Below are 11032 nucleotides of genomic sequence, written 5' to 3'. Positions count from 1 at the left end.
GGTACATATATATAGTAGAGATAATGAAGGAGGAGAATTATGTGGAAGAAGCATAAGTGGCTAATTGTCGCACTTCTATTATTGGCAATTTATGTCGCTCCATTATTTATTCTTGGCGGGAATAGTCATGTGAGAATTCATGATAACTTGGATTCCAATATGACCTGGTACAAAATGGTTTTGGATAGCGGAGATTATACTGCAAAAGTGGGGACTGCAAATATCGATCAGATAATGGATGATAGTGTCCCAAGAGATTCTTTTGATTCAGAGTTTGTTGGTATTGATTGGCTTTATATGATTTTCAGCGCACCTATTGCGTTTGCGGTGAGTCAATTAATTACGCGTGTGTTTGCATTTTTAGGGTTATTTTTATGGGCAAGGGATTATCTTATTAAAGACAAAAAATATCTCGTGCCACTTTATTTTGTTTCCTTGGCTTTTGCGCTGACGCCATATTGGCCGTCTGGTATGCTGAGTACGCTTGGAATGCCGCTTGCTTTGTGGGCATTTTTGAACATTCGAAACAATCGGCGGCGCATTTGGAATGTCGTCATACTGACCTTACTTCCATTTTATTCTAGTTTGATATTAGGATTTTGTTTCTTTTTAGTGATGGTTGGATGTATTTGGTTATATGATGTCATTAAGAAAAAACAAGTAAATATTCGCTTTTTACTCAGTATCATTTATATGGGATTGCTTTATGTGGTAGTGAATTATCGCTTTATCTACGCGATGTTTTTACACCCCGAGCCAGATTCGAGGAGTGAATTTAGTTTACCGCAGTTATCCTTTTTAAGTTCGATTCGGCTGAGTTTTAAAAATTTCATTAATGGCCATACGCATGATCAGGCGCTGGCTGGATTTGTTATTTTGCCGATTTTACTTCTTGTTCTCGTGCTCATCATTATAAAACGCGAATGGGTGAAGGAAAAGCTATTTTTATGGCTGTTCGGATTTAATTTATTTTTATCATTTTGGTATGGTTTTTGGTGGTACAAGGGCTGGAATGTCATTAAAGAGAACGTGGAAATCATGCGGACGTTTAATTTTTCGCGATTCCACTTTTTGCAGCCGTTTCTATTTTATGGATTATTTGCACTTGCAATTGTTTACTTAATCAAAAAAGGAAATTGGTGGCGAAAGTTAGCTTATGTGGCGATTGTGCTACAACTGGTCGTCGTTTTCGCTAATAATTCTGAGATTTACTATCGCACCGGAAATGGCTCGCCAAGCATTAATCAATTTTATGCGACGGAGCAATTTGAGGAAATTAAAGATTATATTGGCAAACCGCAGTCAAGTTACCGGGTTGGTAGCATTGGGCTGCACCCGTCTGTTTCTCAGGAAAATGGTTTTTATACAGTGGATGGCTACGTTAATTCCTATCCACTTGCGTATAAAAAGGCCTTCCGGAAAATTATTGCTGGTGAGTTAGATAAGAGTCCTGTTTTAGAAGATTATTACGATAATTGGGGCAATCGCTGTTATTTATTTTCTGCTGAGTTAGGAAAAAATTATGATTTCGGCAAGGATTCGGAAAAACATATTAAACAGCTAGATTTCAATTCAGAAGCCTTTAAAGCAGTTGGCGGCGAGTATATTTTGTCGGCAGTTCCGATTGATAATGCAGCGGATGTCGGTCTTCAATTCGAAAAAGCGTTCAACAACAAAGAGTCATACTGGAAAATCTATTTGTACAAAGTGACTAACTAAAAAGCGTGAGGTGTGATTTTTTCCTAGAGAACAAATCGTGCCTTTCGCTTTTTTTGTGGTATGATTAATAAAAGGAGTGATGATTATGAAGAAAACCATTCAGTCAGTTGGTGTTTGGGGCGATAGTATTATGAAAGGCGTTCTTTTCAATCCTGAAAAAAATCGCTATACATTGCTTAAAAACAACTGCATTAAACGAGCATCTGAAAAACTTGGCCTGACTTTTCAAAATCATTCCACAATGGGTCGTACAATAACAAAAGGCCACGAAATTTTAACAAAAGACTTAGAAAAAGATGCAACAAATGATATCGCCATTATCGAATTTGGCGGAAATGATTGTGATTTCAACTGGGCGGAAGTATCTGAAAACCCAACAGCGGAGCACACTCCAAGTACACCAATCGATATTTTTGAAACGCAACTTCTGGAAATGATTGCACGACTTAAAAAATTGGATATTAAGCCAATTTTAATGACACTGCCCCCTCTTCACGCGAAACGTTATTTTGATTTCATTACGAAAGACGGACTGAGCAAAGAAAATATTCTACAATTTTTAGGCGGCGACGTACAAATGATTTATCGCTGGCAAGAACGTTATAGCAACACAATTTCGCGAATCGCAAGTGAAACTGGTAGCCATATTATTGATATCCGTGATAGTTTCCTTGCTGAATTCCATTATGAAAATTTGCTTTGCGCAGATGGGATTCATCCAAATGAAGCTGGTCACATCGCAATGTCGCGCAAATTTATTCAATACGCAAGTTTTCACAAAGCATAAGTTACATTAGGGAGGAATTTTTATTTTACAATTACAAAAAATGACTACTTCTAATTTAGAAGATTTTTTATCCACGGCAATTATCGATTACGCAAAAGAAAAAGTGGAAGCTGGCACATGGTCCGTTGAGGAATCCTTAGCAAACGCTCAAACTTCTTTTGACAAACTGCTCTATGATGGGATTACTACACCAAGCGAGTATCTTTACAACATTGTTTCCGATGAAAAAATTGGCTATTTATGGTTCCATGTGGACGAAACGCTCTCAGGGAAACATGCTTTTATTTATGATTTTGTGATTTTTAAAGCCTACCGTGGTAAAGGCTATGGAACAAAAACATTAGCTGCATTAGATACGCTTGCTAAAGAAATGCACATCACGAAAATCGGACTCCATGTATTCGCGCACAACCAAACAGCAATCGGCTTGTATAATAAAGTCGGTTTCCAAAGCACAGATATTACAATGGCAAAATATTTATAAAAAACTGGCTTTATTTCCTAGGAAATAAAGCCAGTTTTCTTTTTTAAAACCTCTAGTTCAACTAATTTTTCATGCCCCTTTGGCGTTCGGTAATATCTCGTAGTTTGTTTTTCTGTGCTTCGAAAAATATACTGATACGTTTCTAACCAATACACCCCAAACAACAACTCATTTTTTGTAAAAGCCGCAGCACCAGGGAATTGCATCATCTCAAAAACCAAATGATCCATCGTTGCATTTTGTTCTTCTGTTCTAGATAAAATTTGATAGATTACCGCTTGGCTTGGTTCATTCATCCTATCAACTCCCGCTTAAAACATCCCTATTTCCCCAATATGATACACAAAATAAATTAAAACCAATAATAATATATTAAAACCGAGTAACATCCATTTGACCAGTTTCTCTTTCACAAAAAAGACACTTATTGTGGAAATAATGCCTAAAAACAGCGGAATTATTTTATACCATACGCCCTTTTCTCCTCCTGGTACAATGTCAGAAATATGTAATCCCCAAGTTAAAATTATCCAAGTTACAGTTAGGATTGTTAGTAAAAACGCAGCAAAATCTTGCGGGTTCCTTTTCATGCTTCATCCCTCCTACTCTTTTTAAGCTTAACATAAAATCGCTTGGGACAACAAAAAACAAGCTACCTTGATAGCTTGTTTCGAATTAATTTTTAATTAAATTTAAAGCAAAAAGGGCTATAAGTAAAATGTTGAATAAAATAGCAATCCATTTTTCATCTAAGAGTTTATTTAAACGCGTTCCAATGAGCGCACCAATTATCGCTCCCGGTATCATGTAAATCCCAATTGAAAAATCGCTTCCACCAATGAGCGCATACGACCCAATGCTTGCGAGTGATGTCAGTAAGGTCACGTAACTAGATGTCGCTGATGCTGTCTTTTGGCTTAACATAAAGATTAATAATAAAATCGGTATGACGATTGGTCCTCCGCCAATTCCAAACAAACCAGCTAAAAATCCGATAATCACCCCGAAAACATACGGAATTATTCGATATTCACTTAGAAAATGTGGTTTTTCATCATTTCGTTTCTTTTTCCAAATCATTATCCCAAGTAAAACAACGATTAACGCGCCATATAGAAAACGATACACCGCTTCCGGCAACATTTGATTTACCATCGCACCAAGAAAAGTCGTCGGAATACTAGTTACGGCGATTTTCAGCGCCAATCCTACATCCCCTTGCTTTCTCTTATAGTAAATGCTGCAAGTGAAAATCGCCATCGTGAATACTGTCAGCGCAGAACTAAAGGCCGCCGTTCCTTGAGAAACACCCATTAATAGCAGAATTGGCAAAAGAATAACTCCGCCACCAATCCCTAAAAAACTCCCTACAACACTTGTACCTAGTGCAATTAGAAAGTATGTGATCATATCCATTATACTTTACCTCTCTTCTTTCACCCTTCTCAGCATAACATAATTCCTAAATTTAAAAATACTAAAAAAAGACAATAAGCTATTGTCTTTTACATTTTAAACGCTTGGAATTGGTTCAACGACTAGATCATTTCCAGCATTATCTATATAGGTTACTTTCATTGCAGTTAAATCAGCTTCCCACAGTCCGACACCTGCTAACCCAGCTAGTTTAATAAACATTTCAAAATCTATTTTCCCCGCTTGTGCTTGTTTGATGGCATCTTTCATTTTCTCGCTTGAAATTTCTTCTGCGACAGGCATAGAAACGCCATTTAGTTTAGATTCTACTCGAGTATCAGTTTCATCCCAAAAGACATAAACGCCCTTTTGTACTAAAAATTGATATTTAGTTACGCCTAGATCTTTGAAACCTTGAACTACTTTAGGAAAGTCTCCGGCGTTTTTTTCGCTTGTTGCTGCTTGTAAAATTGTTTGTTCATTTATCATAACTAGTCTCCAATCATTTAGGTCTCCCTAAATTATACCCGATTTCTAGTTAAATCTAAACAAGTGGTTTTTCTTCTTTATATGTTTCAATCAATGCTTCTTCTAGATCGTATAAAGAATCATTGGTTTGGTCTAGTGTGTAGCCATGGTCTAAGGCGAAAATAATAATCGCATCCCGCCGATTTTTTGCATACAATGGAGGATATTCTGTATATTTTAACAATCTGCTTGCCTCTAATCCTGATAATTGAAATCCAAAAGAAAGAGCGATTGTTCGGTCGCGTGATGGTCTTCTAACCCCACTGAAAATTTGATATCCATATGTTTCATGGAGTCTAGCCGCACGAATGACGCTTGCTTTCGTTAATTTTTTCTCTGCTAGTAATTCTTTTAAATATGTAACCATTTCGCTTGATTTAAATTCCGCCTCGTTTTCATCTAATACTTGGCGTAAATTGGTCGCTTTTTTTAATTCATGAAGCAATTTACTTGTCTCTTTTTCCCCATCCATAAGGCACACCCCCAACTGTTTTTTTCATTATATCACGAAATATATACCCGACTACTATGCTTCATGCTATAATTTTACTATAAAGTGTAGAAGGGATTTTTGATAAATGGGAGAAATGACACTCGCTTTTATAGAAGAACAATATAAAGAATTAGATAATCTAAATAATAAAGAAAACCCTGCTGTGCTAACGAGAAATACATCCACTGGAGAATTATTCGTACGTAAAATAATTCCAATCAGCTTCGCCCCTGTGATTGAGCAGCTTAAAAATTTATCTAGCAAATACTTACCCAAAATCGAAGTACTGATTCCAAATGGTAATCAATTAATTGTGTATGAAGAATACATAAACGGTAAAAATTTAGCAGATTTAATGAAAGCAAATACGTCATTTGATGCGGATGAAGTGACGCGGCTCATGTTGATGTTGTCCGACGCACTCACTGAATTACATGCAAATGCAATTATTCACCGCGATATTAAACCATCCAACATTATGATTTCTAGCGATGGCGTATTGAAATTAATTGATTTTGACGCTTCCCGTGTCTTTGAAGTCGGCAAAAATCAAGACACAGTGAACCTCGGAACAATTGGCTACGCTGCCCCAGAACAATACGGCTATTCGCAAACAGACGCGCGCTCAGATATTTACAGCATCGGCGTTCTTATGCTAGAGCTTTTGCTTGGGGAAAACACCTTACCTGATAAAGAAAATGCTACTTCGCTTGAAAAAATAGCGATGCAAGCTGCCGCCTTTGATCCAGAACAACGATATCAAACCATTCAAGATTTCCGGACAGCCGTCAAAAATGACTCACTTGGCCCAAGCTACGTTTCTGAATTATCCGATTTCACCACAACAGACGACTTTACTTCTGAAACGAATTGGGAAGATTTAACAGAGGACTATGAACACGACTTTATTCCATGGTATAAACATATTCCCGGTTTTAGAACTGGTCGCCCGTGGAAAATGGTCGTTGCTGTATTTGGTTATATGTTCTTGATATTCGGCTTATTCAGCCCACCAGCTGATGGCGTTAAAATGTCTCATACAGTAAACTTTTTCAGTAACTTTTTCCTAATCGTTCCTGCTTTTGTCATTTTTACTAATCTCTGTGGTATTTGGTCCAAATTACCTTTACTTAAATCACCATCTCCTGGTACAAGAAAAGCAGGAATAGTCATTTATATTATCGTTTGTGTAACTATTTATGGTGTTTATAACGAAATCTTTTCCTAGTCCTATGCCCACTGCATAGGACTTTTATTATCTCCGCATGGTCTAATAGAGACAGATAAAAGATGAAGGAGAGAAGAAAATGAAGAAATTGAAAAGCGTTTTATTATTAATGGGGATTATTACTTTTGCCCTAGCACTAACTGCATGTGGTGGGACAGAAGATAAAGCAAGCACGGACAAAAAAGAGACAGCTAAAGCTGAGACGAAAAAGAAAGCAGATTCCAATGAACTTGGGGATTACAAAGTAGAAATTCTTAGCTCAGAAGTAGTTAAGGATTTATCAGGTAAAGATGCTATTGCAGTCAAAACAAAATTCACGAACAACAGCAAAGAAAATATTTCTTTCATGGTAGCTATTGATCAACAAGCATTCCAAAATGGTACTCAATTAACAACAACTGTCGCAGCAGATGGTGGCCTTGGTGGTTCTGAAAAAGATGTACAACCTGGTGGAAGCTTAGAAGTAACAAGTACTTACACACTACAAGATACACAAAACAAAGTCGATGTAGAAGCAAAAGAATTAATCAGCTTCAGCAAAAACTCAGTTAAAAAATCATTTGAGTTAAAATAAGAATCGTCCGCAAACAGTCATTGTTTGCGGATTCTTTTTGTCTAAAATCCTAACCTATTTTCAATACGACTTCGCAAGGAATCATTCTCATTAAAGGACTCTCTAAGTTCTATCGCCTTTTTAGGATAATTGGTGATAATCCCATCTACGTTTTTCCGTAAATACATTTGCATTAGCTTTTCTTTATTCACTGTCCAAACGAACACCATTTTGTTGTTTTGTTTGGCTTGTGTTAGTAATCGTTTATTAATGGAAAAATCTTCTAAAACGATAAAATCTGCCGATGTTTTTGGTAAGTTTCCTATATTGAGCGCCAAAATGATGCCCGTTTTTATTGTAGGATCGGCTTGTTCTATCTCCTCCATAACGGGCTGGTTTAGCGATTGGACTAAATACTTATCCGTTACTTTTTCTTTTTGGAGCAATGTGACAAGTCGTTTTACCATATCGCTTGATTCCCCGCCGTGCAACTTCACTTCCACGAGCAAATCTATCTTATTCTTTTTCGCAGCCTTGATAATTTCATCGAGAGAAGCTATATGGGAGGAATAGTCGCCGCTAGTTACTTCGGTTTGTTGTAATTCTTTTAAAGTCATATCCGCTACTCGCCTCGAACTTCCCGCAAGCCGTCTAAGTGTCATATCATGGAAAACAACAAATTGGTGGTCTTTCGTCTCTTGAATATCAATTTCGCTATAATCCGCCCCGGCTTTTGCAGCTGATTCGATGGCTTCCACTGTATTTTCCACAGCATGCATCGTATCACCGCGGTGAGCAATTATTTTCGTGTTTGGTTCATATAAAGTCGCATTCACTGCATAAATATTAAAAGTGCTAAAAATAAGGAAAACGAGCACCCCGACAATAATAAATCGCTTTTTATGTGGAAACTGACTACGTGCCGCTGAAACTGGCTGCCCTTGCATAGAGAAAGCATTTTTCACTAATAATTGCGCAATGATCCCTTGAAAAATACCCGCGACAAAGAAACCGATAACTTGAAGTATAGTCAAAGTGATGCCAGCTGTTACCATTGCAATTCCCGGATTTGTTTTTTCTACTAAGAGTAGCGGTAACATAATAATCGTTGCAATAATCGATACTAGAAAGCCAATCACCACAATTATTAAAACCCATTTTAGCAGCATGAAAAATAAGCGTTTTTGCGGGTATTTCCAGCTTTTTTGGATTGCTCCGTTAATTTTAAGCGACTTGTCTTCAATAAAATATGGCAAAGCAAACACTAGTCTGGCGCTAATGTAAAATATAAGTGCAATTGCAATAACATAAAGCCATGTTCCCGTCGTCGTTTTCATCAATTCGTCTGTAATAAAATGTGGTAAATAAAGATTTTCTGTTATCGTAATCGGTAAAGATAATCCGGCAATTGGTAAAAGTAAAAAGAAATATAGCAAAAAATAAATCGCTTGATAACTAAGAAAGTATTTCGCTTTTACGTTGAGTCTCTGAATGATTTTGAAAACAGTATAGGACTCTCCTCGCAATTGATAAATCGCCATCATTATAAAGAAACCCAGTTCATAATAAACAAACAGTAAAATCAGTAGAGCTAAAATCAGCAACATAACGACGGCAACTGGACTTGAAAACACCTCTCCTAGATTAGCGTCTGTAATACCTGGCACGCCAATAATCCGCAGAATAAAGAAAAAGAAATAATAAATAAATGGTCCAATCACAAACGCCTGCAAAATTGTTAATAATAATGTTACTTTGAGATAATCTGTCTTAAATTGATACAAAACTTTAAAACTGTCTTTTAAATCGTTCATTTGCTTCTCCCTTTTTCATTCGATTTTCAAGGCTTTATAGTTTATCCTAGAAGCAAATTTAGTTATAATTAATTCATAAAGTTAACTATTAAAATGAGGTGAAATGATGCATCCGATTGAACAATTGTTAGCAAATAATCAAATTACTGCCACTGATATCGAATCAAATACTCGTTTAAAAAAAGGAACTTTGCAAAAACTCATCAACAAAGATATTCGCACTTCTGATATTAGCCTTCGCGTTCTCAGTCAAATGGCTATCTTTCTAAATACTGGCGCGGATATTATCGCGAAACAACTTAGTGATTTAGAAGTCGCGAGTGACCTTGCTTTTCTTATAGAAGAATAAAATCCCCGTCCCACCTTTTTTTGCTATTATAGCCCATCTACCATGTTCCAGCAAACAACAAAAAAAGCTAGATGACAGCATCTAGCTTCTCGAAAATCTTATTTATTAAATGAAATGACTATTTTTCCTACCGCATGGTGCGTTTCGCTTAATGCATGGGCATCGAAAACACCTTTTTCAGAGAATGGGAAAGTTGCGCCAACGATTGGTTTAACTGTTTTATCAGCAAGTAATTTTCCTAGTTCTTTCAACTGTTCGCCGTTTGGTTGAAGCCAAATTCCAGTTGCTGTTACATTTTTTTCTTTCGCACGATCTTCATTTGAAATCCCAACGATACTAACTAAACGTCCTGTTCCTTCTTTTAATACATCGTAGCTGTCTGTTTCGATTTGGCCGCCCATTGTGTCAAACACGACATCGATATCAGAAAGGACATCTTTAAAATTAACTTCTTTATAATCAATGACTTGGTCTGCTCCAAGTGATTTAAGTAATTCGTGGTTTTTCGCACTAGCTGTTGTGATTACTTCTGCTCCAGCATGTTTTGCAAGTTGAATCGCAAGTGTTCCAACACCGCCAGCACCCGCATGAATCAAGACTTTTTCACCTTTTTGCAGTTTGGCATGATCGAACAATGCTTGCCATGCAGTTAAGCCTGCTAGTGGAATAGATGCCGCTTCTTCAAAACTAATACCTTCTGGAAGTGGTGCAAGTAAGTGATCGTCAACTGCTGTATATTCGGCATACGTACCAAAACGAGTCGTTTCAGGGCGGGCAAATACTTCATCGCCAACTTTCCAATCTGTAACGCCTTCACCAACTTCTGAAATAACACCCGCTACGTCCCATCCTAAAATAATTGGGAATTCCCAGTCCATCATTTGTTTTAAATATCCTTCACGAAGTTTCCAATCAATCGGGTTAATCGATGTTGCTGCTTCTTTTACAATAACTTGATTTTTTCCCGCTTTTGGCATTGCTACTTCTTTTTCTTTTAACTCTTCTTTACCACCATAATTTTCAATTACAACTGCTTTCATTTTAACTTCTCCTCCATTTTCTCTACATTATTCATCATTTTTGTGACTGATTTTAGTAATGCGCTAACTTCTTCCTCTGAAAATGCTTCTAACGCCTCTCTCTGGAATTTTTCTTTTTCCAAAAGTAAGGAAGCTAGTTCTGCCTCGCCAGCTGGTGTTAAAAATAAATACGTATAACGCTTATTCTCGTCTTGCTTTTTCCGAACGATTAGTCCTTGTTCTTCCATTCGCTTCAAATGACGGGTAATACTTGCCGAATCGATATAAAGTTTTTCTTTCAAACGATTTTGGCTTTGGCCGGGTGTTTGTTGAATATGAAATAAAATCTCTACTTTAGTAAAACTCATATTCGTTTGTTGTTCAAACACATGGCTAATTTCCTTGGATAACAAATGCATCCGGTAAAGTAATTCTGATCGTTCTGTACATGGTTTCAGCGTTCTCACCTCCATAGTTGACATGTCAAATGATATATCAACTATTATACGCCTCCTTTTAAAAAGCACAAAATATCTGCTCAAAAATTAGCGGCTAATTTTTTGTAAGCAATTTACTTGCCGCTAATAACCAAAATACGCTACACTTAATAGATAATTTAATTTAAAATGGAGGCAAGATGTA

14 protein-coding genes are annotated in these 11032 nt (G+C 36.8%); 6 read left to right on the top strand and 8 right to left on the bottom strand.

All coding sequences use genetic code 11. The features are described 5' to 3' along the window. The first annotated feature begins 39 nt into the window (after positions 1 to 39). The 3 genes from HCX62_RS01885 (at position 40) to HCX62_RS01875 (ending at position 2990) form a co-directional block, all read left to right on the top strand. Complete coding sequence (locus HCX62_RS01885; protein WP_185636821.1) at positions 40 to 1719, top strand: DUF6044 family protein; 1680 nt, start codon at positions 40 to 42, stop codon at positions 1717 to 1719. Positions 1720 to 1804: 85 nt separating this feature from the next. Continuing rightward, complete coding sequence (locus tag HCX62_RS01880) at positions 1805 to 2506, top strand: SGNH/GDSL hydrolase family protein (protein WP_185636820.1); 702 nt, start codon at positions 1805 to 1807, stop codon at positions 2504 to 2506. 40 nt (positions 2507 to 2546) lie between these two features. Further along, complete coding sequence (locus HCX62_RS01875; RefSeq protein ID WP_185636819.1) at positions 2547 to 2990, top strand: GNAT family N-acetyltransferase; 444 nt, start codon at positions 2547 to 2549, stop codon at positions 2988 to 2990. A 17-nt stretch (positions 2991 to 3007) separates the two neighbouring features. Here HCX62_RS01875 and HCX62_RS01870 read toward each other — a convergent pair whose 3' ends face one another. The 5 genes from HCX62_RS01870 to HCX62_RS01850 all read right to left on the bottom strand — a co-directional run bounded on the left by HCX62_RS01870 (position 3008) and on the right by HCX62_RS01850 (position 5406). Then, positions 3008 to 3286: a DUF3116 family protein gene (locus HCX62_RS01870; protein WP_185636818.1), complete on the bottom strand. Its 279-nt coding sequence runs from the start codon at positions 3284 to 3286 to the stop codon at positions 3008 to 3010. A gap of 15 nt (positions 3287 to 3301) precedes the next feature. Next, positions 3302 to 3580 (bottom strand): hypothetical protein, encoded by a 279-nt coding sequence (locus HCX62_RS01865; RefSeq protein WP_185636817.1) that lies wholly within the window; start codon positions 3578 to 3580, stop codon positions 3302 to 3304. Between the two features lie 85 nt (positions 3581 to 3665). Next, entirely contained in the window at positions 3666 to 4406 is a 741-nt protein-coding gene (locus HCX62_RS01860; RefSeq protein ID WP_185636816.1) for a sulfite exporter TauE/SafE family protein, read from the bottom strand. 96 nt (positions 4407 to 4502) lie between these two features. After that, positions 4503 to 4895, bottom strand: a complete 393-nt coding sequence (locus HCX62_RS01855; protein ID WP_031665201.1) for a DUF1398 domain-containing protein — start codon at positions 4893 to 4895, stop codon at positions 4503 to 4505. Positions 4896 to 4950: 55 nt separating this feature from the next. Next, positions 4951 to 5406 (bottom strand): hypothetical protein, encoded by a 456-nt coding sequence (locus HCX62_RS01850; protein ID WP_185390768.1) that lies wholly within the window; start codon positions 5404 to 5406, stop codon positions 4951 to 4953. A gap of 106 nt (positions 5407 to 5512) precedes the next feature. Between HCX62_RS01850 and HCX62_RS01845 the strand changes: the two genes are divergently transcribed. Further along, a complete protein-coding gene (locus HCX62_RS01845; RefSeq protein ID WP_185636815.1) occupies positions 5513 to 6655 on the top strand; it encodes a serine/threonine-protein kinase in 1143 nt (380 codons plus the stop codon). A gap of 79 nt (positions 6656 to 6734) precedes the next feature. Next, positions 6735 to 7229: a DUF5067 domain-containing protein gene (locus tag HCX62_RS01840; protein WP_185636814.1), complete on the top strand. Its 495-nt coding sequence runs from the start codon at positions 6735 to 6737 to the stop codon at positions 7227 to 7229. Positions 7230 to 7270: 41 nt separating this feature from the next. Here the strand turns inward: HCX62_RS01840 and HCX62_RS01835 are convergent, their stop codons facing one another. Beyond that, complete coding sequence (locus HCX62_RS01835) at positions 7271 to 9022, bottom strand: glycerophosphoryl diester phosphodiesterase membrane domain-containing protein (protein ID WP_185636813.1); 1752 nt, start codon at positions 9020 to 9022, stop codon at positions 7271 to 7273. Positions 9023 to 9128: 106 nt separating this feature from the next. Between HCX62_RS01835 and HCX62_RS01830 the strand changes: the two genes are divergently transcribed. Then, positions 9129 to 9371 (top strand): hypothetical protein, encoded by a 243-nt coding sequence (locus HCX62_RS01830; RefSeq protein ID WP_185637984.1) that lies wholly within the window; start codon positions 9129 to 9131, stop codon positions 9369 to 9371. Between the two features lie 98 nt (positions 9372 to 9469). On the opposite strand, the gene HCX62_RS01825 is transcribed toward HCX62_RS01830, so the two are convergent. Together HCX62_RS01825 and HCX62_RS01820 are read right to left on the bottom strand one after the other, a co-directional pair. Beyond that, a complete protein-coding gene (locus tag HCX62_RS01825; protein ID WP_185636812.1) occupies positions 9470 to 10411 on the bottom strand; it encodes an NADP-dependent oxidoreductase in 942 nt (313 codons plus the stop codon). Further along, positions 10408 to 10863, bottom strand: coding sequence for a MarR family winged helix-turn-helix transcriptional regulator (locus HCX62_RS01820; protein WP_185637983.1), 456 nt, complete (start codon positions 10861 to 10863; stop codon positions 10408 to 10410). The genes HCX62_RS01825 and HCX62_RS01820 overlap by 4 nt, the downstream gene beginning before the upstream one ends. Between the last annotated feature and the right edge of the window lie 169 nt (positions 10864 to 11032).

It is taken from the genome of Listeria swaminathanii (genome assembly GCF_014229645.1).
GTDB lineage: Bacteria > Bacillota > Bacilli > Lactobacillales > Listeriaceae > Listeria > Listeria swaminathanii.
Note: the sequence above shows the minus strand (reverse complement) of the source record. Positions and strands in the feature narration are given on the sequence as shown.

Bases quoted from the DNA above. Each gene is read 5' to 3' on its own strand.
- HCX62_RS01860 (WP_185636816.1), bottom strand. From the start codon at position 4,406: ATGGATATGATCACATACTTTCTAATTGCACTAGGTACAAGTGTTGTA.
- HCX62_RS01875 (WP_185636819.1), top strand. From the start codon at position 2,547: ATGACTACTTCTAATTTAGAAGATTTTTTATCCACGGCAATTATCGAT.
- HCX62_RS01865 (WP_185636817.1), bottom strand. From the start codon at position 3,580: ATGAAAAGGAACCCGCAAGATTTTGCTGCGTTTTTACTAACAATCCTA.
- HCX62_RS01840 (WP_185636814.1), top strand. From the start codon at position 6,735: ATGAAGAAATTGAAAAGCGTTTTATTATTAATGGGGATTATTACTTTT.
- HCX62_RS01855 (WP_031665201.1), bottom strand. From the start codon at position 4,895: ATGATAAATGAACAAACAATTTTACAAGCAGCAACAAGCGAAAAAAAC.
- HCX62_RS01825 (WP_185636812.1), bottom strand. From the start codon at position 10,411: ATGAAAGCAGTTGTAATTGAAAATTATGGTGGTAAAGAAGAGTTAAAA.
- HCX62_RS01870 (WP_185636818.1), bottom strand. From the start codon at position 3,286: ATGAATGAACCAAGCCAAGCGGTAATCTATCAAATTTTATCTAGAACA.
- HCX62_RS01820 (WP_185637983.1), bottom strand. From the start codon at position 10,863: ATGGAGGTGAGAACGCTGAAACCATGTACAGAACGATCAGAATTACTT.
- HCX62_RS01885 (WP_185636821.1), top strand. From the start codon at position 40: ATGTGGAAGAAGCATAAGTGGCTAATTGTCGCACTTCTATTATTGGCA.
- HCX62_RS01880 (WP_185636820.1), top strand. From the start codon at position 1,805: ATGAAGAAAACCATTCAGTCAGTTGGTGTTTGGGGCGATAGTATTATG.
- HCX62_RS01830 (WP_185637984.1), top strand. From the start codon at position 9,129: ATGCATCCGATTGAACAATTGTTAGCAAATAATCAAATTACTGCCACT.
- HCX62_RS01845 (WP_185636815.1), top strand. From the start codon at position 5,513: ATGGGAGAAATGACACTCGCTTTTATAGAAGAACAATATAAAGAATTA.
- HCX62_RS01835 (WP_185636813.1), bottom strand. From the start codon at position 9,022: ATGAACGATTTAAAAGACAGTTTTAAAGTTTTGTATCAATTTAAGACA.
- HCX62_RS01850 (WP_185390768.1), bottom strand. From the start codon at position 5,406: ATGGATGGGGAAAAAGAGACAAGTAAATTGCTTCATGAATTAAAAAAA.